General features: G+C 63.2%; 27 protein-coding genes. 8 read left to right on the forward strand and 19 right to left on the reverse strand.

The window, feature by feature from the left end; all coding sequences use genetic code 11:
• The first annotated feature begins 78 nt into the window (after positions 1 to 78).
• Complete coding sequence (locus AC3RCG_RS12595) at positions 79 to 1,011, forward strand: DMT family transporter (protein WP_492404754.1); 933 nt, start codon at positions 79 to 81, stop codon at positions 1,009 to 1,011.
• A 46-nt stretch (positions 1,012 to 1,057) separates the two neighbouring features.
• On the opposite strand, the gene AC3RCG_RS12600 is transcribed toward AC3RCG_RS12595, so the two are convergent.
• Entirely contained in the window at positions 1,058 to 1,936 is an 879-nt protein-coding gene (locus tag AC3RCG_RS12600; protein WP_034778183.1) for a serine hydrolase, read from the reverse strand.
• Positions 1,937 to 2,352: 416 nt separating this feature from the next.
• On the opposite strand from AC3RCG_RS12600, the gene AC3RCG_RS12605 reads away from it, so the two are divergent.
• Positions 2,353 to 2,583: a DsrE family protein gene (locus AC3RCG_RS12605; RefSeq protein ID WP_492404757.1), complete on the forward strand. Its 231-nt coding sequence runs from the start codon at positions 2,353 to 2,355 to the stop codon at positions 2,581 to 2,583.
• 52 nt (positions 2,584 to 2,635) lie between these two features.
• On the opposite strand, the gene AC3RCG_RS12610 is transcribed toward AC3RCG_RS12605, so the two are convergent.
• Together AC3RCG_RS12610 and AC3RCG_RS12615 are read right to left on the reverse strand one after the other, a co-directional pair.
• Positions 2,636 to 2,854, reverse strand: coding sequence for a TOBE domain-containing protein (locus AC3RCG_RS12610; protein WP_034757699.1), 219 nt, complete (start codon positions 2,852 to 2,854; stop codon positions 2,636 to 2,638).
• A 163-nt stretch (positions 2,855 to 3,017) separates the two neighbouring features.
• Positions 3,018 to 4,073 (reverse strand): sulfate ABC transporter substrate-binding protein, encoded by a 1,056-nt coding sequence (locus AC3RCG_RS12615; RefSeq protein WP_139143118.1) that lies wholly within the window; start codon positions 4,071 to 4,073, stop codon positions 3,018 to 3,020.
• Positions 4,074 to 4,374: 301 nt separating this feature from the next.
• Between AC3RCG_RS12615 and AC3RCG_RS12620 the strand changes: the two genes are divergently transcribed.
• Positions 4,375 to 4,905 carry a GNAT family N-acetyltransferase gene (locus AC3RCG_RS12620; RefSeq protein WP_070224833.1) on the forward strand — a complete coding sequence of 177 codons (531 nt, stop codon included), beginning with the start codon at positions 4,375 to 4,377 and terminating at the stop codon, positions 4,903 to 4,905.
• 76 nt (positions 4,906 to 4,981) lie between these two features.
• Here AC3RCG_RS12620 and AC3RCG_RS12625 read toward each other — a convergent pair whose 3' ends face one another.
• Positions 4,982 to 5,794 carry a class II glutamine amidotransferase gene (locus AC3RCG_RS12625; RefSeq protein ID WP_492404760.1) on the reverse strand — a complete coding sequence of 271 codons (813 nt, stop codon included), beginning with the start codon at positions 5,792 to 5,794 and terminating at the stop codon, positions 4,982 to 4,984.
• A 234-nt stretch (positions 5,795 to 6,028) separates the two neighbouring features.
• On the opposite strand from AC3RCG_RS12625, the gene AC3RCG_RS12630 reads away from it, so the two are divergent.
• On the forward strand, positions 6,029 to 6,865 hold the full coding sequence (locus tag AC3RCG_RS12630; protein WP_492404762.1) for an EAL domain-containing protein: 837 nt from the start codon (positions 6,029 to 6,031) through the stop codon (positions 6,863 to 6,865).
• A 99-nt stretch (positions 6,866 to 6,964) separates the two neighbouring features.
• Entirely contained in the window at positions 6,965 to 7,714 is a 750-nt protein-coding gene (locus AC3RCG_RS12635) for a YcbK family protein (protein WP_373633025.1), read from the forward strand.
• A gap of 126 nt (positions 7,715 to 7,840) precedes the next feature.
• Here the strand turns inward: AC3RCG_RS12635 and AC3RCG_RS12640 are convergent, their stop codons facing one another.
• Entirely contained in the window at positions 7,841 to 8,044 is a 204-nt protein-coding gene (locus AC3RCG_RS12640; RefSeq protein WP_070291263.1) for a DUF3460 family protein, read from the reverse strand.
• A gap of 68 nt (positions 8,045 to 8,112) precedes the next feature.
• Between AC3RCG_RS12640 and AC3RCG_RS12645 the strand changes: the two genes are divergently transcribed.
• Positions 8,113 to 8,994 (forward strand): LysR family transcriptional regulator, encoded by an 882-nt coding sequence (locus AC3RCG_RS12645; protein ID WP_070310684.1) that lies wholly within the window; start codon positions 8,113 to 8,115, stop codon positions 8,992 to 8,994.
• Here AC3RCG_RS12645 and AC3RCG_RS12650 read toward each other — a convergent pair.
• Positions 8,970 to 9,437, reverse strand: coding sequence for a PACE efflux transporter (locus AC3RCG_RS12650; protein ID WP_070224839.1), 468 nt, complete (start codon positions 9,435 to 9,437; stop codon positions 8,970 to 8,972). The two genes, AC3RCG_RS12645 and AC3RCG_RS12650, sit on opposite strands and share 25 nt — an antisense overlap.
• 207 nt (positions 9,438 to 9,644) lie before the next feature.
• Here AC3RCG_RS12650 and AC3RCG_RS12655 point away from each other — a divergent pair, with 207 nt between their 5' ends.
• Complete coding sequence (locus tag AC3RCG_RS12655; protein ID WP_070224840.1) at positions 9,645 to 10,097, forward strand: hypothetical protein; 453 nt, start codon at positions 9,645 to 9,647, stop codon at positions 10,095 to 10,097.
• 118 nt (positions 10,098 to 10,215) lie between these two features.
• Positions 10,216 to 12,390 carry a putative bifunctional diguanylate cyclase/phosphodiesterase gene (locus AC3RCG_RS12660; RefSeq protein ID WP_492404766.1) on the forward strand — a complete coding sequence of 725 codons (2,175 nt, stop codon included), beginning with the start codon at positions 10,216 to 10,218 and terminating at the stop codon, positions 12,388 to 12,390.
• Here the strand turns inward: AC3RCG_RS12660 and AC3RCG_RS12665 are convergent.
• From AC3RCG_RS12665 to flgC, 13 genes are all read right to left on the reverse strand, one after another.
• The gene (locus AC3RCG_RS12665; protein WP_492404768.1) at positions 12,375 to 13,475 is read right to left on the reverse strand and encodes a glycosyltransferase family 9 protein; all 1,101 of its coding nucleotides are present in this window, start codon (positions 13,473 to 13,475) and stop codon (positions 12,375 to 12,377) included. The two genes, AC3RCG_RS12660 and AC3RCG_RS12665, sit on opposite strands and share 16 nt — an antisense overlap.
• A 45-nt stretch (positions 13,476 to 13,520) precedes the next feature.
• On the reverse strand, positions 13,521 to 14,489 hold the full coding sequence (locus AC3RCG_RS12670) for an IS1595 family transposase (protein ID WP_070308439.1): 969 nt from the start codon (positions 14,487 to 14,489) through the stop codon (positions 13,521 to 13,523).
• Positions 14,490 to 14,659: 170 nt separating this feature from the next.
• Complete coding sequence (locus AC3RCG_RS12675) at positions 14,660 to 15,703, reverse strand: hypothetical protein (protein ID WP_070219884.1); 1,044 nt, start codon at positions 15,701 to 15,703, stop codon at positions 14,660 to 14,662.
• Positions 15,704 to 15,708: 5 nt separating this feature from the next.
• Positions 15,709 to 16,620 carry a flagellar hook-associated protein FlgL gene (gene flgL / locus AC3RCG_RS12680; RefSeq protein WP_070219886.1) on the reverse strand — a complete coding sequence of 304 codons (912 nt, stop codon included), beginning with the start codon at positions 16,618 to 16,620 and terminating at the stop codon, positions 15,709 to 15,711.
• 10 nt (positions 16,621 to 16,630) lie between these two features.
• The gene (flgK, locus tag AC3RCG_RS12685; RefSeq protein ID WP_070219888.1) at positions 16,631 to 17,992 is read right to left on the reverse strand and encodes a flagellar hook-associated protein FlgK; all 1,362 of its coding nucleotides are present in this window, start codon (positions 17,990 to 17,992) and stop codon (positions 16,631 to 16,633) included.
• A gap of 81 nt (positions 17,993 to 18,073) precedes the next feature.
• Positions 18,074 to 18,466 carry a flagellar biosynthesis protein FlgJ gene (locus AC3RCG_RS12690; RefSeq protein WP_373633016.1) on the reverse strand — a complete coding sequence of 131 codons (393 nt, stop codon included), beginning with the start codon at positions 18,464 to 18,466 and terminating at the stop codon, positions 18,074 to 18,076.
• Positions 18,463 to 19,575, reverse strand: a complete 1,113-nt coding sequence (locus tag AC3RCG_RS12695; RefSeq protein WP_070219890.1) for a flagellar basal body P-ring protein FlgI — start codon at positions 19,573 to 19,575, stop codon at positions 18,463 to 18,465. The genes AC3RCG_RS12690 and AC3RCG_RS12695 overlap by 4 nt, the downstream gene beginning before the upstream one ends.
• A 9-nt stretch (positions 19,576 to 19,584) precedes the next feature.
• Entirely contained in the window at positions 19,585 to 20,247 is a 663-nt protein-coding gene (gene flgH, locus AC3RCG_RS12700) for a flagellar basal body L-ring protein FlgH (protein WP_046685514.1), read from the reverse strand.
• 11 nt (positions 20,248 to 20,258) lie between these two features.
• Positions 20,259 to 21,047: a flagellar basal-body rod protein FlgG gene (gene flgG, locus AC3RCG_RS12705; protein WP_170909686.1), complete on the reverse strand. Its 789-nt coding sequence runs from the start codon at positions 21,045 to 21,047 to the stop codon at positions 20,259 to 20,261.
• A gap of 32 nt (positions 21,048 to 21,079) precedes the next feature.
• On the reverse strand, positions 21,080 to 21,808 hold the full coding sequence (locus AC3RCG_RS12710) for a flagellar basal body rod protein FlgF (protein ID WP_070219896.1): 729 nt from the start codon (positions 21,806 to 21,808) through the stop codon (positions 21,080 to 21,082).
• Positions 21,809 to 21,834: 26 nt separating this feature from the next.
• Complete coding sequence (locus AC3RCG_RS12715) at positions 21,835 to 23,013, reverse strand: flagellar hook protein FlgE (RefSeq protein ID WP_070219903.1); 1,179 nt, start codon at positions 23,011 to 23,013, stop codon at positions 21,835 to 21,837.
• A gap of 58 nt (positions 23,014 to 23,071) precedes the next feature.
• Complete coding sequence (locus tag AC3RCG_RS12720) at positions 23,072 to 23,731, reverse strand: flagellar hook capping FlgD N-terminal domain-containing protein (RefSeq protein WP_492404773.1); 660 nt, start codon at positions 23,729 to 23,731, stop codon at positions 23,072 to 23,074.
• Between the two features lie 3 nt (positions 23,732 to 23,734).
• Positions 23,735 to 24,151, reverse strand: a complete 417-nt coding sequence (gene flgC, locus AC3RCG_RS12725) for a flagellar basal body rod protein FlgC (RefSeq protein WP_034757795.1) — start codon at positions 24,149 to 24,151, stop codon at positions 23,735 to 23,737.
• Positions 24,152 to 24,159 lie beyond the last annotated feature (8 nt).

Below are 24,159 nucleotides of genomic sequence, written 5' to 3' on the forward strand. Positions count from 1 at the left end.
TGAGTTGATATTAGTATTAATATATAAGTGTACAGCATGTACGCCACCCGCCGCGCAAGCGGCTTTACAGGAACTCCCATGTCTTCTTCCGCCGTACCTTCAGCCGCCTTGCCTGCCGCGCAATCGCCGCTCGTCTATCTGAAACTGATCTGCGTCGCCCTGTTCTGGGGCGGCACCTTCATCGCGGGCCGCGTGCTGGCGCAGCAGATGCCGCCCATGACGGCCGCCAGCGGGCGCTTCGGCGTGGCCGTGTTGCTGCTCGTCGTGCTGGCGTGGAAACTGGAAGGGGGCTTGCCGCGCCTGGACCGCAAGCAGCTGATGACGACGGCGGCGCTGGGCCTGACGGGCATCTTTTTATACAACCTGTGCTTCCTGGCGGCCCTGTCGCGCATGCCGGCCGGACGCACGGCCCTGTTCGTGGCCTTGAATCCCATCGTCACGGCGCTGGCCTCGGCCATGCTGTTCCGCGAGCGGCTCGGATCGTTCAAATGGCTGGGCATCATGCTGGCATTCTGCGGCACGGCCATCGTCATCACGCGCGGCGACCTGGCCGGCGTGCTGCACGGCACGGGCGGCGGTATCGGCATGGGCGAAGTGTTCATGTTTTGCGGCATTTCCAGCTGGGCCGCCTATACCCTGATCGGCCGGGTCGCGCTGAAGGGCCTCTCGCCCATCGCCGCCACCACGTACGCGTCGATGTGGGGCCTGGCCTTCCTGCTGGTCGGGGCGGCCGTCGAATTCCCGACCGTGCCGTGGCACAGCTTCGGCTGGCAAGTGTGGGCCGCCATCGGCTACCTGGGCGTGTTCGGCACGGTGATCGGCTTTGTCTGGTATTACGAGGGGGTGAAGGCGCTGGGCCCGTCGCGCACGGCCGTGTTCAACAACCTCGTGCCCGTGTTCGGCATCGTGCTGGCGGCGGGACTGCTGGGCGAGCCGGTGCTCGCCTCCATGCTGGTGGGCGGCGCGGTGACGATTGCCGGCGTGGTGATGACCAACCGCCAGGGGAAATAGTTATGGGGTCAGACCCGTCGGGTCTGACCCCGGCATTCAGCCGTGCTTAGCGGGCGCGGCGGCGCTTCGATGGCTTGGCCGGCGCCTTCTTGTGCCGGCTGACGGAAGCGCGCATCACCTTCGGCTCTTCGATGCCGTTCTCGGCCGCCAGCATGCGGCGGATGTTGACGGCGTCCATGGCGCGCACGGAATTGGCGCGCGCGTTGAGCAGGATCATGGTGGCGAACTTGCCGGCCGACTTGATGCGCATGATCAGGCAGCGGCCCGCTTCATTCGTGTAGCCCGTCTTCGACAGACCGATATCCCAGCCCTTGGCGCCCACCAGGCGGTTCGTGTTGTGGTATTCCACGTCGCGGCCCTTGATCTGAATGACGTCCTTCGAATCGGTGGTGATGCGGCTGATTTCCGGGTAGCGCGAGGCCGCCACGGCCATCTTGACGAGGTCGGCGGCCGTCGACTGGTTATTCGGCGACAAGCCCGTCGGTTCCTCGATGACGGTCTGGCGCATGCCCAGGGCCTTGATCTTGGCGTTGACGGCCACGGCAAACGCCGTCGGGCCGCCGGGGAAGGTGCGCGCCAGCGAGGCGGCGGCGCGGTTGTCGGACGACATCAGCGCCAGTTGCAGCACGTCGTGGCGGCTCAGGGTGGCCCCCACGGGCACGCGCGAAGTGCTGTGTTTCAAGGTGTCGACGTCCTCGCGGTCGATGCTGATCTCTTCCTGCATATTCGCCTTGGAGTCGAGCACGACCATGGCTGTCATGAGTTTGGTCAGCGAGGCGATCGGCACCACCACGTTGGAATTTTTTTCAAGCAAGACTTTGCCTGTGCCGTCTTCGACCACCAGTATCGACTGGGAACCGAAGGGCACGGCGATGGCCGCTGTCGAAAGCGTCATCAGCACCGCGGCGAACATTTTTTTGAGCATGGGATTGTATGTGGGAAAGCAGTTTTGGGGCGCCATCGTGGGCGCTGCGCGCAAATCCGGAACAGGGCCGCGCGGGGACGCGGCGTGTATCTCGGAGGCAATATTTGCCAAGCTTAAACAATACCATTAAAGATCAAGCGATGTCTACGGTACAAGCCCGCGACAAGCGGCTTTGCGGGCAATTTCGCAAATAAATGGGACTATTCTTGCCGTAGTGAAAATTGTTCCGCACTTATTGATTTCATCTTGGAAACTTCGTATGAATTAAGCAATATTGGCAGTCTGATCCGGAAGGCGCCGTGAGCTTCGCCGTTGATGCCTGTTCCTTCGCGCTTCGTTGCCCCGCGCTAGGCCCCGCAAGCGGGGCGCCGTAGGCATGCGTTCATGCTTGCATCGCGGACTGCAGAGAACGCATCGTGCTAAAAAATATACGGCCTGGTACCGTAGCATCGACGCCGGGGCGCATGCAGGTGCCGGTACGCGAACTGGCCCAGCGCGGCGTGAGCTTTCGCGTCTGCAATAACACCTTGCAAGGACGCAATATCGACCGCCAGCGCGTGCTGCCCGAAGCCGTCATCGTGCCCTCGGGCGTGGCCGAGCTGAGCCGCTTGCAGTGGCAGCAAGGCCATGCGTATATCCAGCCCTGACGCACGCGCCGCTGCCGGACGGCAAGGGCGCGGCGTGAAAGGGGGGCAACGCTTACTGGATCTTGGCGATCGACACTTCCGTCGATTTGACCAGCGCAATGACTTCGCTGCCCACTTTCAGGTCCAGGTCCTTGATCGAGCGCGAGGTGATCACCGAGGTGACGATGCCGTGCGGTGTTTCCACGTCCACTTCGGATACCACGGGGCCAAAGATGATTTCCTTGATCTTGCCGCGAAACTGGTTGCGTACATTCACTTCCGAGATAGCCATGATATTTCCTTTATGCCCGTAATACGCCGTGCGGCGCGACATGGCCAGAGTACGGCGCGCGCACGCTTTTGACCACGAATCGATGCGCATATCGATATGCGCAAACAGCTGCGGACATGAAAAAACCGGGACAAGTCCCGGTTTCTCGTTGATGCAGATCAGATTACTTCTGATAAATCTTGTCGAATTCGCCGCCGTCGTCAAAGTGTTTCTTTTGTGCCTGTTTCCAGCCGCCAAACACCTCATCGATGGTGAACAGGGTGATCGGTTTGAAGCTGGCTGCGTATTTCTTTGCTACCGCTGGCGAACGGGGGCGCAGATAGTGCTTGGCGACCAGTTCCTGGCCCGGTTCCGAGTACAGGTATTGCAGGTAGGCCGTGGCTTCCTTGCGGATGCCGCGGCGGTCGACGACCTTGTCGACGACGGCCACCGGCGACTCGGCCAGGATGGAGATGCTTGGATACACTACTTCGAAGTTGTCGCCGAATTCGGCGCGCACCAGTTGTACTTCATTTTCAAACGTCACCAGCACGTCGCCGATTTCGCGCTGCGTGAAGGTGGTGGTGGCGCCGCGGCCGCCGCCGTCGAGCACGGGCACGTTCTTGAACAGCTTGGCCACCAGGTCGCGCGCCTGCGCTTCGCTGCCGCCTTTTTTCACGGCATAGCCCCAGGCTGCCAGGTAGGTGTAGCGGCCGTTGCCCGAGGTTTTCGGGTTCGGCACGATGACCTTGATGCCGGGCTTGGCCAGATCGTCCCAATCCTTGATATGTTTCGGGTTGCCTTTGCGCACCAGATATACCATGGTGGAATAGAACGGCGCCGCATTGTTCGGGAATTTCTTGGCCCAGTCGGCCACCACGAGGCCGCGGTCGACGAGGATATCGATGTCATTGGCCTGGTTCATGGTCACGACGGACGCTTCCAGGCCGTCGGCCACGGAGCGCGCCTGCTTGCTCGAACCGCCGTGCGACTGCTTGATGGTGATGGTTTCGCCCGTTTTGGCTTTCCAATCAGCAATAAACGCGGGATTCACATCCTTGAACAGTTCGCGCATCACGTCGTACGAGGCGTTCAGCAAGACCACGGGTTCGGCGGCGGACACGCTCATGGGCAGGCTCATGGCGGCAGCGGAAGCGGCCAGGGCGCTGGCCAGGAACCAGCGGCGCGAGCGTTGGGTGAGTGTCGCTGCGGCAGTCGATACGGCGTTGGAATGGGTCATGTTGAACTCTTGTTGTGAGAATAGACAGACATAGTCTAAAATTCCGGCCGGAAAAGAAACGAATTTTTCGTAATATGCTTAGATACGATTCCCGTTTGCGCTAAAAAACAGATATCGATTTTTGGAAACATTCGTGGGCAAGGCGCGCATCAGCACTTAGTCTGCAGGCATGGCGCCATAGGCAAAACCAGCGCGTGGCGTGCGGCAAAAAACCCGATTGCGCCGCTTGGTGTATAGTCGAATCGCACGATACAGGGGTAAAACCGTCTGCATCGGCAACTGGAATATTTTGTGAGCGTACATGAGTCTTGAAATTCGTATTGCAACATCGACCGACGCTTTCGAGGCGTGCAACGTATTACGACGTTCCATCGTCGAATGCTGCAGCCTCGATCATCGGGACGATCCGGCCATTCTGGAAGCCTGGCTGGGCAATAAAACACCGCAGATGGTGGCGTGCTGGTTTGCGTCGCCCACCAATTTCTCGCTGGTCGCAGTCGATCAGGGCGCCGTCGTCGGCGTCGGCTTGCTGACGCGCGCCGGCAAGCTGGCCCTGTGCTATCTGCTGCCCGAGGCACAGGGCCGCGGCGCCGGCAAGGCGCTGGTGGAGCAGCTGGAAGCGCAGGCGCGCGAGTGGGGCATCAAGGCCCTGCAACTGCACAGCACGGCCAGCAGCCAGGCCTTTTTCGTCAAGCAGGGCTACATCGAGGCGGGCAATGTACGTTCGCCGTATGGCGTGGAAACGATTTTTTGCTGGAAACAGATTGACCCCGCAGGCATCGCCAGCGGCGACCCCAAGCGCAAGCGCTTCTGCAACTGCAATTCGGCCTGACGGCCCGCCAGCACTTCAGCCCGCCCATCCGGCGGCGGGCCTTCCCTCCCTTTGAATCTTTCCCTTTAGTTTCCCTTCAGTAACTGATCTGGACATACACGCCTTGCGGCGCTGCATCGTTTGCGGGCAGCAAGGTGCCGCCGGCAAACAGTTTCAGTTCGCCGGGCGCGAACGCCAGCCAGTCCTCGTTCTGCGTCAATGGATGCGTGGCGATGACGGCGATGCGGTCGTCCAGATGGTTGTGCTGGCGAAAATCGATGCTGCGCTCGCAGTCGATCAGTTGCGCCACGGAGAACGGGTATTCGCGGATCACATAGTGCAGATGCGTGGAACAGTGGGCAAACAGCAGTTCGCCGTCCGACAGGATGAAATTGAAGGTGCCGTGCGCGGCGATGTCCTTGGCGACCTCGGCGATGGCGGCGCGCAGGACGGCGCGCGCGGGCTCACCGGCGTGAAACTGCGCGCGCAAGCGGGCCAGCAGGTGGCAGAACGCCTGTTCGCTGTCCGTGTCGCCGCTGGCCTGGTAGTGCGCATTGGCGGGCGCGCGCCATGTTTTGAGGTCGCCATTGTGGGCGAAGGACCAGGTCTTGCCCCACAGTTCGCGGGCGAACGGGTGCGTGTTTTCCGGCGCGATGCGGCCCTGCGTGGCCTTGCGGATGTGCGCGACGATGTTTTTCGCCTTCACGGGATGTTGCTGCACCTGGGTGGCCAGCGGCGAATCGATCGCCGCCAGGTGATCGGTCAGCAAGGTGCAGCCGCTACCGGAATGATAGGCAATGCCCCAGCCGTCGCGGTGCTCGTCCGTGCGGCCGCCCCGCTCGGCAAAGCCGGCAAAGGAAAATCCCAGCGCGGCCGGCTTGCTGCTGTTCATTGCGAGTAACTGGCACATGGCGGCCCTTCCTGGTGGTATCGGTACACGCCCACAGTAAAGGCCAGGGCAGGGCGCTGGAACGAATGTTTCCGACTATCGATATGCGCCGTCCGTTGTGTCGTCCATATTTGCTGCGCGCATATCAAATGGCGAAACCATTCGTTCTCCTTTGGTTGGCGCGGCCTTACTCTGCACACTTTGGCGCCGTCCTCCCCATGCGGGACGACGGCGCAGTCCGATGAAGGAGCATGTATGCCATTTCCCGTCCTGAAGAACTACCTGGCCCGTCTGTCGCATCAAACCCAGGCCGGCACCAGTGTCTGGCTCGACGGCGAAGGCAGGGCGCTGGGGCGCTTCTTCAATTGCACCATGACCAGCGCCTTCCAGCCGCTGCGCGAACTCGACAGCGGCAAGCTGGTGGCGTTCGAGGGCTTGGCACGCAGCGTGTCGAAGGCGGACGAGGGCTTGTCGCTGTGGCGTTTGCTCGACCACGCGGCCAGCGACGACGAATCCGTGGAACTGGACCGGCTGTGCCGTATGCTGCATGCCATTAATTTTTTCCGCCAGAGCGAAGCGGAGCAGTCGGACCTCTACCTGAACGTGCACGACCGCCTGCTCAGCGCCGTCAGCAGCAACCATGGCCACGCCTTCCAGCGCATCCTCGACGCGCTGGGCTTGCCCATCGAGCGCATCGTGCTGCAATTGCCGACGGTGACGCCGAACCAGGGCTGGCTGCTCAACTACGTGGCCGACAATTACCGGCGCAACGGTTTCCGTCTGGCTATCAACGTGGCCAGCGTGCACGAGGCCGCGGGCATGCTGGAGCGCTTGCACCCGCATGCGTTCAAGCTGGACGCGGGCAACCTCAGCGACGAGCAAGCCGTCGCCAGCTTCGTCACCGTATGCCATGCGGCGAAGATACGCGTCATCTTCAAGCGCCTCGACACGCCGGCGGCGCTGGCCGCGCTGCAGCGCGTCGCCGCCGTCACGGGCTTGCCCATCGTGGCCCAGGGCTATTTATTGGATAAACCGTTGACGGCGCTGGCGCTGGCAAACCGCGACGTCGCGGCCAGTGCGGCCGCCGTGTAGGATGCCGAATCCTGAAATGAGGGCGGCACGATAGGCATTGAGGGTTTTTCTTCGTAGCACAATACGCTATAGTATTCCCATCGTTACATTGGACTGACTATGGCATCGCGCAGAAATTTTCTACATCACGGTATGGGCCTGGCCGCGCTGGGCCTGGTAGCCACCCCACTCATCGGCTGCGCCTCGCGCACGGCCGCTCCCGCCTCGGCTTCGGCCAGCGCCAAGCCGCGTGCGCCGCGCACGGGCGTGCCGCCCCAGCCGACGCAACTGGCCAGCGTCGACCGCTCGATCACCTCGCAGTCGCGCCAGGCGATCACGGAGATGGAGCCGCCACCCGACATCTTCGATGCGCAGGCACTGGACCTGGAATTCTGGCTCAAGCCCCGCACCCTGGAAGTGGTGCGCCCGGCCAGCAATGAAAAGGCGAAACTGCTGTACTGGAAAGATGGCGAAGTCATCGATTCGGCCTACCAGGAACTGTGCCACTTGCTGCGCGACGTGAACGGCAAGAAGACGGCGCCCATCGACCCGAAACTGCTGGAAACCCTGTGGGGCACGCAAGCGTTCGTGGCCCGCTACGGCATCGAGCAGCCGCTGGAAATCCTGTCGGGCTACCGCACGGCCGAATCGAACGGCAAGCTGCGCGAAGCGGGCGTGCCGGCCGCGCGCCAGTCGCTGCACATCTCGGGCCGCGCCGCCGATATCCGCGTGGCGAATCTGAACGCGGAAGTGCTCGGTTCGCTCGTGCGCAGCTTCAAGCAGGGCGGCGTGGGCTTCTATTACCGCTCCGGCCCCCGTGGTGGCTGGATCCATGCGGATACGGGATTGCAGCGCGTCTGGAAAGGCTAAACACCTGACCAAACCCACTGCGCGGCGCGCTTTGCGGCCTGTGATGCTCGCCGTACCTTGGTACGGCTGCGCGTCTCGACCACAAATCACTGTCGCTCGCTACGGTTTTGTCAGGCGTTTGTTTGATCAGTCGTAGTGATACGGCGGCTCCGGCACACTATCGGTGCCGGCGCGCCGCCATTCGTCGAAGTTCACGGGGCGCTCCCAGAAAATGCGCCAGCCCAGGCGCTGGCTGGCCCGCACCTCAGGGTGCGCCTGCAGAAAGCCGTCGATGAAACGGGTAAAGTCCGATACGTAACCGCTGCGGCGGTAGGGAAGTCGATGCGGCATGGCTGCTCCTTTCTTGCCTGGCCTGGCTTTTGACCTCTGGCGCACGCAAAAGTGCCGCGCTCTCTTCCATGAAACTCTCCAGCCATAACATCGAACTGTTCCTGGCCGTCGTCGACGGCGGCTCGTTCTCGGCCGCCGCGCGCGCCTTGCGCCGGGCGCCGTCGGCCGTCAGCATGGCGATGGCCAACATCGAGGCGGAACTGGGTATCGCCCTGTTCGACCGGGGCGCGCGCGAAGCCGTGCCCACGCCGGCCGCGATGGCGCTGCTGCCCCACGCGCGCCTGATCGCCGAGCAGCTGAAGCAGTTGCACCTGCATGTGCAGGAATTGTCGCAGGGACTGGAAAGCCGCATTTCGCTCGGTATCGCGGCCGAACTCGACCATGCGCCTTTTCTCGCCGCCGTGCGCGCGCTGTCGCAGCGCCATCCGCTGCTCGACATCGAAGTGCTGACGGCGCCGCAGGACGATGTGCTCGACATGCTGCACCGGGGCCGCATCAGCGCGTGCATGGCCTTTGCCGGCGGGCGCATCAACCACGAGGAACAGTTCCAGCTGGTGGGCAGCGATGCCTTGCTGGCGATTATTTCTACCCAGCATCCACCCGACGTGGCGGGCCGGCCCCTGTATATCGAGGAATTGGTGAATTTGCGCCAGATTATCGTGGCCAGCCGCGAACTCGACCTGGCCGATGCGCGCCCCGTGGTGGGGCTGTCCTACTGGCGCACCGACAGTTTGCCGATGGCGCTGGCGATGGTGGAGGCGGGACTGGGCTGGGGCAACTTCGCCGCCTCGGCCATCAAGGACTCGCTGGCGGCAGGGCGGGTACGCTGCGTGGCGTTCAAGAATACGGGCAATGGCCTGGTCGTGCCCATCCACCTCGTGTGGATGAAGGACCGGCCGCTGGGCATGGCGGCGCGGTCCTTTCTTCAGTTGCTCAGCGAAGCGGCCTGAGCATCATTGGGCTCTTCCTTCGGCTGCTGTGCCGACAGGGGCACGCCGAACAGGCCGTCGAAGAAGTAATTGAAGATGAAGCTGTAGCACGGGATGATCAGCATCAGCGCGAAGTCCAGCACGAACGCTTGCCACAGGCTGATGTCGAGCCACCAGGCGATCAGCGGGATCAGATAGATGACAAGCGTGATCTGGAAGCCGATCGCATGCAGGATGCGGCGCCAGACGGTGCGCGTGCGCGATACTTGCCGGATTTCCCAGTATTCGAACGCCGTGTTGTAGAGCAGGTTCCAGATCACGGCGATGGTGGTGATCATGATGGCCAGCGGGCCCGTGCTGGTGGGCGACTCGCCTGAAAGGAGGGTCAGCCAGGCCGTGGAAATGGCCATGCCGATGATTTCAAAGGCGGTGACGTAGACGATTTTGCGTTTGATGCCTTGCATGTAAAACCTGTAAAGAAGAGATGGCGCGTATTTTAAGTCAGCCATGCTGATGCTAAAAGTTGATGGCTATCAGTTTTTCTGATGGATGTGGCGTGGAATTACCATGCTTGCCGCGAACGAGGGATAATGGCGGCTGGCGGGCAAACGCTCCCCTGCATCACGGCAGCACATCACCGCAGTACATCACCGCAGAAAAGGTCAACGAGCATGCAAGGCGCAGCAGACAGCAACATTCCCGATATCCCGGATTCCCCCGCCAGCGCGGACGAACGTCCCCGTTTCCGCCCCCGTCCGTGGGAGCACCTGGAAACGCCATATGACGTGGAAGTGTGGATCGAGGAACATAATCGCAGCATGCAGGACAATATCCGCGCCACGGAAACGGGCGTGGGCATCTGCTTTACCCTGGCCGAAGGGGGCGACATCTATATGCAGACGAGCGCCGACGGCGCCGTCGTGCTCGACGTGACGCCGGACGCGGCGTGGGTGACTCCCCTGATCAGCGCCGCCACGGGCTGCGAGACGCCCGTTTCGTCCTTGTGGATATTGCCTGACGATAAGCTGATCCAGCTGATCGTGGGGCTATCGAGCCTGGTGGCCAGCACCTTGCTGGTGGTGGGCCATGATTTCGGCTTGCGCCGGCACCGCATGGGTCGCTGAATCGGCCTTGTTGCGGAAACGTTATCTGCGGCAGGCATGGCTCGACACTGCGCGTGACGCGTGCTAGTCTCGCTACTGCACCCACCTGTTTGCCAAGGCGGCCGTGCAAAGGACAGCCATGGATACAGCACCGCAAGCGGTACCTGCTCTGGATTCCTCCCCGCTCGGCCGCGACGGCGTGCCGCGCCATGTCGCGCCCCTGCTTGACGATGGCGTCTTCAGTCCGGAACGGATGAAGGCCGAACGCGAACAAGCTTATTTCAACGATTTATATCTGCTGGCGCCCGTCGCCTATTTCGTGCTCGGTCTCGATGGCGTGATCCTGCAGGTCAACCTGGTGGCGGCCGAACTGTTCGGCCTGACGCGCGGACATCCCGGCCACGTGCTGTTCCGCTCCTATGTGCACGAGGCATTCCGCCACGATTACGACCAGTTCGTGCAGCGCGTGCTCAACAGTAGCGAGCCCGAGCGCATCCAGCTGCAGGTGCAGCTGCCGCCGCCGCGTCCCGGCGCGCGCGAGGCCGGCTTGCCCGTCAGCCTGCTGGGCAGCGCCGATCCGAACGGCCAGGCGCTGCGCCTGGTGCTGGAGCAGGCCGAAGGCAAGCTGGCCGCGCTCGAACGCAGCGAAGAGCGTTTCCGGCGCATCGTGCACAGCGCCGAGGAGGGCATCTGGGAAATCGATGCGCAGGCGCTGACGAGCTTTGTCAATCCGAAGATGGCGCAGATGCTCGATTGCCAGATCGAGGATATGCTGGGCCAGCCGCTGGCCGCCTTCATGGATGAGGAGGGGCGCGCCATCCTGGAGCGCAATATTGCGCGGCGGCAGGACGGCATCGTCGAGCGCCACGAATTCAAGTTCCTGCGGCGTGACGGCAGCACCTTGTGGGCCACCCTGGCCACCAATCCCATCTTCGACTCCGCCGGCACCTACCTGGGCGCGCTGGCGCTGGTCAGCGACATCACGGCGCAGCGCGCGGCGTCCGAGCGCATCTGGCGGCAAGCCAATTTCGACCAGTTGACAGGCTTGCCGAACCGCCACATGTTTCTCGACCGCTTGCAGCACGAGGCGGCCCATGCCAAACGCGAAGGCGCTTGCCTGGCCCTGCTGTTCATCGACCTCGACCATTTCAAGCAGGTGAATGACCGCCTCGGTCACGAGAAGGGCGACATGCTGCTGCGCCAGGCGGCGCACCGCATCAGCGAGCGCGTGCGCGCCACCGATACGGTGGCACGCCTGGGCGGCGACGAATTCACCGTCATCCTGGCCGGCGTGGGGCAGCTGGGCGGCATCGAGCGCGTGCTGCAGGAGCTGACGGCCGCGCTGGCCCTGCCGTTCATGCTCGACGGCGACATGGCGCAAGTGTCGGCCAGTGTGGGCGTGGCCCTGTATCCGGCCGACGCCGAGGCGCCGGACACCTTGCTGCGGCATGCGGACCAGGCCATGTACGCGGCCAAGAGTGCGGGGCGCAACGGCTACAGCTATTTCACGCCGGCCTTGCAGCAGGCGGCCGAATTGCGCCGCAGCACGGTGCGCGAGATGCGCCTGGCGCTGGCGCAGGACCAGTTCGAAGTGCATTACCAGCCCATCGTCCGCCTGCGCGATGGCGCCATCGAGCGGGCCGAGGCGCTGCTGCGCTGGCGACATCCGCTGCGCGGCTTGCTGGTGCCCGCCGATTTCATCGCCTTTGCCGAGGCGAACGGTCTGATCATCGATATCGGCGAGTGGGTGTTTCGCCAGGTCGTGCGCCAGGCGCGCAAGTGGCAGGACGAGCATGGCGCTCCGTTCCAGATCAGCATCAACAAGTCGGCCATGGAATTCCGCTGCGACGCCGCGCTGTACCAGGACTGGGGCGGGCATCTGGCGCGCCAGGGGCTGGCGCCGGGTGCCATCGTCATCGAGACGAGGGAAGCGGTGCTGCTCGACGAGGGGCGCCAGGTGGTCGACCGCCTGCGCCAGTTCCGCGCCATGGGCCTGGCCCTGGCGCTCGATGATTTCGGCAGCGGACAGGTGTCGCTCGCGTGCATCAAGAAGGCCGACATCGATTTTCTCAAGATCGGCCGTTCCCTGGTTGGCGAGCTGGGGCGCGATGGCGACGGGCAGGGCCTGTGCGAGGCGATCATCGCGCTGGCGCAGCGGCTGGGGCTGAAAGTCGTGGCCGAAGGCGTGGAGACGGCGTCGCAGCGCGACCTGCTGCGCGCCGCCGGCTGCGACTATGCGCAAGGGTACTTTTTTTCGCGCGCGCTGCCGGCGGGGCAGATGGACCGCCTGCTGGCGTCTCAGCCGGCGGCCTGAAGCGTTTCCTGCGCCTGCCCGCCGCCTTCCATCAGCTCTTCCACGGCGGCCAGCGTCTCGGCGGCGCTGACCGAGGCCAGCGTCAGGCCCGGCGCCAGAATGACGCGGTAATGGCGGCTGGCCGGATAGAACCAGCGGTAGTTGTCGGTGCGGATGTAGTAGCCGACGATTTTCTTGTCGTATGCCGAGGCGATGTGGATCACCGACGTGTCGGGCGACAGCACCAGTTCGCAGCGGCGGATCAGGGCCGCCAGCTCCAGGATGTGGCCGGTGGGTGGCGCGCTCATCACGTTGGCATGGCCGGCGCCGCGCACGATTTCGGCGGCGCGCGCCTCGGTGCCCGGCGCGGCGATCACCAGCAGCGCATGGCGCGGATAGCGTGCCGCCAGGGCCGCGCAGCAGCGCTGGGCGTCGGCCACGCTGACCGTGCGCTGCGCATTGCTGCCCTGGAAATTGAGGCAGAACAAGCCCTCATGCGTGCGCAGCAAGGTGTCGCAGGCGGCGTCGACCCGTGCCGCGTGCGCGTCCACGCCGAACAGTTCATAGCGTATATCGATGTCGCGCAAGCCAAATTGTTCGAAGGTGGCGAAAAAGCTGTGCAGGATGTGGCGGCTGCGGTCGCAAGGCACGGTATGGTCGAACATGCCCAGCTTTGCCGTCGAGGTGCCGTACTTGGGAATGGCAAAGCCCGTCAGATAGCGCGCACCGAGCCATTTGATACGCAGCAGCAGGGGAATCGAAAAGCGGTTGTAGGGATTGAAGATGACGTCGTAGCGGCGCCGGCGCAGCTCGGCGATGGTGCTGCGCAAGTCGCGCAGCAGCGGCTGCTTGTCCCAGATCAGGATCTCGTTCACATGCGGGTTGTCGGCGATGACATCGCGGTTGGCGCTGCTGGCGGCCACGTCGATCTGCCAATGCGGATAGTTTTTCTTCAGCTCGCGCAGCAGGGCCGAGGTGACGATCATGTCGCCGATCTTGTCGTTGCGCAAAATCAGTACCTTGCGCACCTTGGCGATATCGAGGGGCTGCTTGCCGGATTTGCCCAGCAGGGCATAGCTGATCAGCCGGGCGGCGGTTTTTATCAAGGAAACTCCGGAAGTAGATGGCGACAGCAGCATCTTACGGATTGGCTATGTCACCGTCAAATGTGGGAACTCGCCCAATGTTGCCTTCAATAATGTTTCCGGGGAGCGGATGCGCCCGGCGTCCAGTATCCAGCGCCACCCCAGGTAATTCGGCAGATAACGGCTGGCCACCCCCTGGAAGATGCGCAGCCAGCCGCGCAAGCGGCTGTGATACGCGTTGACGTTCTGCACGTGGGCAGCGCCCTGCACGCGGATGCCGGCGCGCACATTGACGGCCTGGTGGCTGATCCCCGCTTCCTTGGCAAAGGCGCGATAGGCAGCGTGGCCGTCGGTGACCAGCAAGATGTCCTTGTCGATCACCGGTGGCAGGCAAGCATGCAGCTGCGCCTTGGTCAGCGCCCCTTTTCCCGCGACGAAATCGCGGGTTTGTCCCGTGCGGTCGCGCGCCACCAGGATGCAGACCTGCTCATTGGAAATGCCGCGCTTGTGGGCATGGCTGCCACGGCGGCGCGCCGGACGGGTCAGATGCCGCGATCCCTTTTCCGATTCCAGCACATACAGCTCATCCGCTTCGGCGATGCCATGCAGGCAATGGGGCCGGTCCGTCTTGGCCAGGCTTAAAAACCGGTGGCGCCAGCGAAAGGCGGTGTTGCGGTGCACGCCCAGCTGGCTTGCCGCCTTGCGCACGGAAGCCGATTCGAGCAGGCAATCGGCGTAGTCGAGCCACAAGGTCTTGTGGCGCAAGCGCGCCAGCGGCGTGCCGGTGAGCGCATTGAAGGTGCGCCCGCACGGCACGCAGCGGTAGCGCTGCAGTCCGTGCGCATGACCGTGCCGGTGCGCATGGCTGCTGTTGCAGGCGGGACAGTGTAACCGCTGCCGGGCCACGCTTTCGATCAGTGCCACGGCGGCGTTCTGCGATCCTGCCCCGCGCAGCAGAGCAGTGCTCGCCAAACGCTGGCGACGGCTCAGTGCGGCAAACTGGGTGATGAAGGTTTTCCATTCGGCTGGCTGCATGGATGGCTCCCGTTTGTCTGCGATGCACAGTCAGACAGCCGGGCCTGGGGAAGATTCCTTGAGTTCCCCTATTTGTCGGGGACAGAGCCTACGGATTTCCACCGTCCTGAGCTAGGGGGCGTGCCCCATTATTGCCGCGTGCGCCAGGGCGGCGCACGCGCGGGGAGCGATTATTCGAGGCCCAGCAGGGCGACGACTCTCTCGCGGCTGATGCCGACCAATGCCGAGCTGATCGCCAGCAGCGATTCATAGCCGGGCTCGCTGGCCTTTTGCGTGAAGTTTTCCGCCAGGGTATCCATGCTGACGTGCACCTGCACCGGTTGCGCGCGGGCAACTCGTCCCGTCGCTTGCGCCAGGGCCAGACTGACGGAGCTGCGCGCCGCCTGCAACTGCGCCAGCGCCTGCACCACTTGCTGCAAGGTGGCGCGCAGGGCTTCCACGTCGCCGGTATGCCATTCTTCCGGCGCGATGGCGGCCGGTTCCGCATCCGTGCGCACGCGGCTCATCTGACCGGTCGGATAGCGAATGCCGCTGCCGCGCACGGACAGGCTGTCGCGCACGTTGGCCCAGGCCGCTTCCGACGTGCTGAACACCAGTTCGCCATTCTCGCCCAGTTTGACGCCGATACCCGATGGCATCAAGGCGCGGTCGAAGCGCGAGACGATTTCGTTCGCGCTCAGGCCAGGTTCGATATTGACCGAGCGCAATGCCTGGTTCGCGCCGCCGACGGAAAACGCCAGCACTTCCTGCGGGCCTTCCTGCAGGCTGGCCATGGTCAGGCCGCGGATGCTGAAGTTTTGCTGTGCCGCGCGCGGGCTGGTATAGCTGAGTTGTGCGTCGAGCGTGCCGCCCGAGGCGCTGGCGCGCTGGCGCCAGGTATTGCTGAACTGGCGTACTCTCGCTTCGACTTGCCCTTCGCGGCCTTGGCGCGCGGCCAGCTTGGCCGCCAGCTCGCTTTTCAGCGCTTGCAACTGGCTGCTGCTGCGTTCCAGGTAGTCGAGCGTTTGCTGCGCGTTGGAAATCTCCCCCTGCAGCTGGTGATCCCAGTTGCTCAGGCCGCGTTGCAGGCTCGCCGTCGACCTCTTCGCCGCCGGCGCATCGCTGCGCGCGCTGGCGCTGCCGTTGATGGCGGCGGACGCGTCATCAACGACGCGGGCTGTGCCGGCGCCTTTGGCATTGACGCCGGAAGAGGAGGGAGTCTGAACGATTTGCATGATGGTCAGAGAAGATCAAACAGGGAAATGGTGCCAACCTTGGCGTATGCCTTGTATGTTGCCTGCAGGGCTGTCTGGTAGCCGGTCAGTTCGATGGCCGCCGCGCCCATGTCGGTCTTTTTCAGGTCCAGCAGGGCCGAATCGTTCGACAGCGAGACATTGGCCAGGTTGCCGGACAAGGTGGACAGAATGTTCTGCGCGCCGCCGAAGATGGCGATCTTGCCCGAGAGCAGATCCATGCCGTCATCCGTGCCATTCAGACCTGCGCCCACCACGGCCCGCACGGCCGGGTCATTCGGGCTGACGCCCGGCGTGCCGAGGGTGGTGATGACCTGGTCGATCTTGTTGAGCCATACTTCCAGATTCTTCACGTCGACGTTGGCCGCCTGCGTCACGCCATTGCCCACCACCACGGTCTGCGTGTCGGTATTGCCGATGTAGCTGTAGCGCGAACCGGCAGCCGCCGTCGCGTCGTACTTGATCGCCGGCTGGTCGGTGGCGGTGCCGGAAAACATGTAGCGGCCTTCCTGGTCCTTCAGGTTGGCCGTGTACAGCACGCTGTCGCGCATGGCGACCAGCGATTGCGTCATCGCATTCAGGTCGTCGGGGGCGTTGCTGCCGTCGGCCGCCCACACGAGCAGGTCGCGCGCCTGGCCCATGTCGGTAACCATGCTCGACAGGTAGTTTTCGTTTTTCAGCAGGCGCACTTTGACTGTGGCGATATTGTCCTGGTACTGGGTGACCATGGCTTGCTCGCGCGTCAGGCGCGAAATGCGCACGTTGCCGATCGGGTCATCCGACGGCAGCTGGATGCGCAAGCCCGAGGCCATCTGCTGGGTCAGGTAATTGATACGTTCTTGATTTTGCTGAAGAGAAATATTAATCAGCGATTGGTACTGGCTACTGGCAACACGCATGATCTTCTCCTTAACCCATCATTTGCAAAGTGGCGTCAAACAAGGTATTCGCCACGGAAATGACTTTCATGTTTGCCTGGTACATATTCTGAAATTCGACCAGGTTCATCGCTTCTTCGTCCTTGTTCACGCCGCTCGTGGATTTCCAGTCGTCGATCGCTTGCGCGCGCACCGTGCTGGCCGTTTTCAGCAGGGCCTGATTCTGCTGGCTGTAGATCGCCAGCTTGCCGACCAGCTGCGTATCCGCGTCGCTCATCAGGACGGAACCCACCCAGCTGACGTTGATCGGTTGATTCTTGATGTCGATCAATTTCTGCAAGTTGCCGCTGTCGCCGGCCTGGCCCGTCAGCGACAGGGCCAGGTCCTTGGCGTTGAAGCCAGGGGTAATGCTCAGCTTGCCATTCGCGTAGGCCAGCAGGGGACCGCCGGCCGTACCGGCCATGGTTGTTCCCAGCGCCAATTGCGCGTTGACCTTGCTGGTCAACTGGGTGGCCATGTCCTGCAGCGACTGCTGCAGCGGTTTCAGGGTATTTTTTTCGAATTCGCCCAGGCCGCCCATCTGGCCGCCGATGGCGACCAGATCGAGCGTGTACGAGGACTTGGCGAAATCGAGGCTCAGCGTCTGGTCGCCCGTGTTCGTCATGGTGCTGCTCAGGGTGCCGGCCAGGCTGCCGATGACCAGAGGCTGGCCCGACTTCAGCGAGACATTGCGCGAGCCGTCCGGCTGGTCGAGCACCTCGATGCCCATTTGCGAGGCCAGGCCATCGATCAGCTGGTCGCGCGCATCCATCAGCGACGACACGTTCGTGCCCGACGCCGTGGAGGTGCTGATACGCTGGTTCAACGCGGCGATATTGGCCAGGGTGGTATTGGCTTGCGGCACAATCGCTGCCCGTTGTTGCTGGACCGACAGCAACTGGTTGCCCATGACGGTGCTGATGCTGTTGAAGCGCTGCGCCATGGCGTCGGCGGAAGTGACGATCTGCTGGCGCAGCGGCGTCGACGTCGGGTCGACGGCGGCCGCGTTCAGGGCCTTGAAGAAACCGTCGATGCCATTGCTGATGCTCGACGCATCGTCGCCCATCACGCGCTCGAGCTGGGTCAGGTAAGGCTGGGTCTGCGAGCGGGCGCCCTGGTCGGACGCGGCACGCCACATTTGCTGGCTCTTGTAAGCATCGGCAAAACGCAGCAAGGCGGACACTTCCACGCCATTGCCGGCTGAACGCACGCCGGCGGTGGCGCCAAGCGATGACAGCAGCACACCCTGGCGCGTATAGCCCGCCGTTTGCAGGTTGGCGATGTTCTGGCTGGCCGCATTGAGTGCGGCCTGGGCGGCGATGCTGCCTGACAATGCATTGCTGATGATGCTCATTGGGCAAGTTTCTTTCGTGAAGAGTGTGGCGCGTGCGGGTGGGCAGGCACTGAATCGTTGTTACCTTGTACAGGCGACGCTTCAGACGGATTTATTAAGCGGCGCTGCAATATTGTCGGTCTTGACAGCGCCACGGGCTGTCACCGGGGCGCCGGCGGGCGGCAGCAGCTGGCGCAGGATGGCGTCGGCGATGCCGAAGGCGCGCTGGCCGGCCATCTTGTCGGCCACCAGGTTATCAGCCATTTCCAGCATGTCGCTGTTGACCGGGTCCTTGAAGACGCTGTCTTCGCCCGCCATCTCGCGCGTGCCCGAACGCATCTGGCGCAGCATGTGCGAGATGAAGAAGGCTTCGAACTTGACGGCCGCCTCGGTGGCCTTGGCCGCATAACGGGGATCGGCCGGCGTGGCCGCGGCGGGCGTCTTGTCGTCGAGGGCCGAGGGCAGGGCGCCGCTGCTGTCGTTGATATTCATCATATGACCACCAGTTCGCCTTCGATGGCCCCTGCTTGGTCCAGGGCTTGCAGAATTGCCATGATGTCATCGGGCGAGGCGCCCAGGCTGTTGACCACGTCGATAATCGACTGCAGCTTGGCACCGGCCGGCCATTTGAACATATTGCCATTGCCCTGGTCGACGGACACTTTCGACTGCGGCGTAACGGTGGTCTGGCCGCGGCCGAACGGCGCCGGCTGGCTGACGGCCGAACTTTCGGAAATGACGACCTTGAGCGAGCCGTGCGTGACGGCGGCCGCCTTGACGCGCAAGCCTTCGGCGATGACCACGGTGCCGGTGCGCGAATTGAAGACCACTTTCGGCGTATCGACGCCGACATCGACGGAGAGCGCTTCGAGCTTGGCCATGAAGGCCACGCGCTGGGTCGGGTTTTCCGGCGCCAGTACTTCCACGCTGGTGGCGTCGCGCGTGGTGGCGACGGCGCCAAAGCGGCGGTTGACGGCTTCGACGATATTGATGGCCGTCTCGAAATGCGGGTGGCGCAAGTTCAGGGTGACGGTCGGCTTGGTCGAGAAATCGCTGAGGATTTCGCGTTCGATGTTGGCGCCGTTGGGAATGCGGCCCGAGGTCGGCGTGTTGACCGTGACGGACGAGCCGCTCTTGCCGGTGGCGTTCAAGCCGCCGACGACGACGTTGCCTTGTGCCAGCGCATACGTTTCGTTGTCGGCCGCGCGCAATTGCGTCAGCAACAAGGTGCCGCCGCGCAAGCTCTTCGCATCACCCAGGGACGAGACGGTGACATCGATGGCCTGGCCACGGCGGTATCCTGGGGGAAACACGGCACTGACCATGACGGTGGCGACGTTCTTGCTTTTTGCTTCGGCGCCGTCGGGCATCTTCACGCCGAATTGCTTGAGCATGTTGACCACGGACTGGCTGGAAAACTTCACCTGGGTGGTGTCGCCGCTGCCGTTCAGGCCCACGACGAGGCCGTAGCCGACCAGCGGGTTGTCGCGCACGCCCTCGATACTGACCAGGTTGCGCAGCACTTGCGCGGCGCTGGCGGGCAGGGCAAAGCCGGAGAGCGCGGCCAGCATGGCTGCCAGGGGCAGGGCGGAACGAAATTTCATGAGCTCACCTTAAAACGGCATCCATGGGCCGACGAAGAAGCGCGTCAGCCAGCCTGGTGTATTGGCTTCGGCCAGGGTGCCCTGGCCGGAATAGGCGATCTGTGCATTGGCGATGCGCAGGGACGAGACCTGGTTGTTCGAATCGATGTCGGCCGCGCGCAGGTAGCCGCGCAGGCGCACGAATTCCTCGCCCTGGTTCAGGGTCAGCGTTTTCTCGCCCTGCACGCGCAGCAAGCCGTTCGGCAGCACTTCCTGCACGATCACGGTGATGGCGCCGGACAGCGCATTTTGCTGCGTGCTGGTCGAGTCGCCGGCGAAGTTGCGGTCGGCCGACAGGTCGATGCCCGTCTTGGGGAAGGTCTTGCCGAGGATGTTGGCCGCATTCACGCCGACGGACGAACCCTTGTTGAACGAGGTGCCGGCCTTCTTGCTCGCCTGCGTGGTTTCCTGCAGGGCCACCGTGACAACATCGCCGACGCGGAAGGCGCGGCTGTCCGAGATCAGGTCCAGGCCCGCGTCGGGATTGAAAACGCCGCCGCCCACGCCGCCGCGCGCAGCGCTGCGCGGCGCCACGGGCAGCGGCGTATCGGAAAAGCTGGGCGCCACCGGCGCGGCCGGCTGGCTGGCGCAACCGGCCATCAACACCAGCAGCATGGCTGCCGTGGCTTTCATGGCGATTCTCATCAGCGTGCCGCTTGCGCCAGGTATTGCAGCATATTGTCGGCGGCCGACAGCACCTTGGTGTTCATTTCATAGGTGCGCTGGGCAGCGATCATGTCGACCATCTCTTCGACCACCTGCACGTTCGAGCCTTCCAGCGCGAACTGTTTCAGCTTGCCCAGTGCGCCTTCGCCGGGACGGCCTTCCGTCGGCGTGCCGCTCGATGCCGTTTCCTGGAACAGGTTTTCGCCCAGTGCCAGCAGGCCCGTCGGGTTGACGAAGCTGGTCAGGTTCAGCTGGCCCAGCTGGGTGCCGTTGACATTGCCCGGCACGGTGGCCGTGACCATGCCGTTTTCACCGATGGTGATCGCCGTCGCATTGTTCGGCACGGTGATCTGCGGCACCAGCGGCAAGCCCTGGGCATTGACCATCACGCCGTTTTCATTGATGCCGAGCTGGCCGGCGCGCGTGTAGGCCGCTTCGCCGTTCGGGCGCAGCACTTGCAGGAAGCCGTTGCCGGTGATGGCGACGTCGAATTCGCGGCTCGTCGTTTGCAGGCTGCCGGTGGTAAACACCTTTTGCGTGCCGACCATGTGCGTACCGTTACCCAGCTGCACGCCCGATGGCGACAGGGTATTGTCGGCGCGCTGCGTGCCCGGCTGCTGTTCGACCTGGTAAAACAGGTCTTCGAAGACGACGCGGTCGCGCTTGAAGCCAACGGTATTGACGTTGGCCAGGTTGTTCGCGATGGCTTGCAGCTTGGCGTCTTGTGCCTGCACGCCGGTCTTGCTGATCCACATTGCTGGATTCATGATTTACTCCTGGTAATTGGTTGGCGTTGGGCTCAGGCGCCCAGCAGGCGGTTGCCGGACTCGGTCATCGCGTCGCTGGCCTTGAAAATTTTCATTTGCATTTCGAAACTGCGGTTCAGGCTCATGGTGGCGACCATTTCCTCGACGGCCGACACGTTGCTGCCTTCCAGGTGACGGTCGCGCAGGCGCACCGCCGGGTCGGCCTGCAAGTCTTCGCCGCTGCGTGCCACGATCAGGCCCGCCTCGTTCTTCGTCAACTCGCCCGATTCCGCATTGACCAGCTTGAGCTTGTCGACGGTCTGCATTTGCGCCGTTCCTGGCACCTGGATGGAAATCGTGCCATCGGCGCCGATCGACAGGCTGGTGTGCTCGGGAATCGTGATCGGACCGCCTTCGCCCAGCACGGGCCGGCCGTTGATGGTCAGCGCGCCCGTTTCATCGAGGTCCATGGCGCCGGCGCGCGTGTAGGCTTCACCGTTTTGCCATTGCACAGCGAGAAAGCCGGGGCCCGTGACGGCCACGTCGAGTTCGCGTCCCGTTTCCTTGATGGCGCCCGTGCGCGTGCCGACGGCGCTCGACTGCGTCTGCGTCATGTGGCGGTCGTCGTAGCCATAGCCGTTTTGCAGCGGCTGGGCAGTGGACACTTCCAGGTTGGCGCGAAAGCCGCCCGTCTCGATATTGGCCAGGTTGTTGGCGTGTACCTGCTGTGCCCGCAGGGCACGGTCGGCCCCGCTCATGGCGGTATAAATCAGCGCATCCATTGCTTTTTACCTTTGCGTATCGTGGATTACAGCGCTTGCATCAGCGATTGCAGCATGGCGTTCTCGGTCGAGATGACCTTCGAGTTCGCCTGGTAGTTGCGCTGCGACGTCATCAGGCCCACCAGTTCGGAGGTGATGTCGACGTTCGACTGTTCCAGCGAGCTCGTCACCAGTTTGCCGGCCATGCCGACGCCCGGACGGTCATAGATGGCGGTGCCGGAGGTGGTCGAGGCGACCCAGCTGGTATCGTTGACGGCCGTCAGCCCGCCTTCGTCAGGGAAGGTGGCCAGGGCGATCACGCCGATGCTTTGCTTCTGGCCGTTCGTGTATTTGGCCACGACGGAGCCGTCGTCGGCCAATTCCACGCCCGTGTAGGTGCCCGAGGCATAGCCGTCGGCGCGGTCGGTCGAGGTGGTCGCTTCACCGGCGAACTGGGTCGTGCCCGTGTAGTCGATGGCAATCGACAGCGCTGCGGCGCCAGGCGGCGTCGGGAACACCGGCGTGGCGGTCGTTCCGGTCACCAGCTTGCCGTTCGTGTCGAAGGTCATGCTCGTCACCGGCGTCACATCGGTATTGTCAAAGGTGTAGTGCACGTCCACGCCCGTCGCCGTCTTGACGAAGTACTGGCCCAGCGAGTGCTTGGCGCCCAGCGAATCGTAGACGATCGAGGACTTGGCGCTGTTGTAGCTCAGTTCGTTGGTCTTGTTGAAAGGCACGGCCTTGATGGTCCATTCGGACGACATGTTGGCGGCATATGCCAGCTTGGTCGATGCCACGGCGGGAATCTGGCCCGTCGGAATGTTCATGTCGCCCATGGTGCCCAGGGTGGTGCTGCCTTTGACGGCGGCATAGCCCTGTACCAGGCGGCCGTTCGAGTCGATCAGCTTGCCATCGCTGCTGGCCGAAAAGATGCCGACCCGGCTGTAGCTCATGGTGTTTTGCGCATCGCGCGCGACGAAAAAGCCGCGGCCGTCGATGGCCGCGTCGAGCGCGCGGCCCGTGTTCAGCACGCCGCCAGTGAGCGACATGCTTTGCGTGATCGAGCCGATTTCCGTGCCCGTGGCGCGCGAACCGGCATACATGGCCGAAAAGTTGGCGCGGCTGCTCTTGAAGCCGTAGGTGCCGGCATTGGCGATATTGTTACTGGTGCTGTTCAACTGTTGGTTGATGGACTGGATACCGGACAGCGCGATGTCGAAACTCATGTTGACTTCCTTTAGTGAAGGACGAGATTAGTGTTCAGGAAACGAAGGGGCGAGCGGATCAGGCCGTCTTGCCGTTGAAGCCGGTGATCGCGCCAGGGTTGACTTCGCCCAGGTTCGACACGCTCAAAATCATGCTGCCGCCGGACGACAGGCGCACGCTGTTGAGCTTGCCCGCGATGTCGACCGATGGTTTTTCGGTGCCATTGGTGGTGACCGCCATGGTGTACGTGCCTGCAGGCAAGCCCAATGCGACGGGATCGATGGTGAACGGCACCGTGCCGGCCGACTTGGCGCCCAGTTCGATCTTGTATTCCTTGTCGTCGATGCCTTTCAGGGTCACGGTGGTCTTGGTGGTGCCGGCCGCCAGCGCGATGCTGCCGCTGACCTTGCTCTTGTCGAGCTGCACCGTTTCGCTGTTGACCATGACTTCGGAGCCTACCTGCGCGCCCAGGGCCAGCACCTGCATCGATTGCAGCACGCTGGCATTGGCGCTGGTCAGCGTTGACAGGTTTTGCATCGCTTCCGTCTGCGCCTGCTGCGTCAATTGATTGACGAACTGGCTCGGATCGGTCGGCGCCAGGGGATCCTGGTTCTTGATCTGCGCGACCAGCAACTTGGTGAACATATCCTGGGTGGCATTGTTTTGCGATTTGACGGCATTGTTGTTGCTGCCGCTGCCGCTGCCGCTGGTGTTGTTTGTAAAGAGATTGGTTTCCATGGATTATGCTTCACCTAATTTGAGGAGCGATTGCTGCATCGACTTGATGCGGCCCAGAACTTCGACATTGGTTTCAAACGCGCGCGAGGCCGACATCATGTCGGTCATCTCGGCTACCTGGTTGACGTTGGGGTAGAACACCATGCCGTCGGCATTGGCCATCGGGTGGCCCGGTTCATACACCTTGCGCAGCGGCTCATCGCTTTGCACCACGTCGAGCACCTGAACGCGTCCGCCGGCGCCGCTGGCGCCCGGGCCATCCATCACGGCCGCAAACACGGGTTTGCGCGCGCGGTAGGTTTCGCCTTCGGAACCGGCAACGGAATCGGCATTGGCCAGGTTGCTGGCGATGGTATTGAGGCGCACGGTCTGCGCCGCCATCGCCGAACCGGCGATCTTGGAAATATCCTGGAAGCTCATGCTGATCC

The sequence above is a fragment of the Janthinobacterium sp. GW823-FHT01H08 genome, from assembly GCF_058797855.1.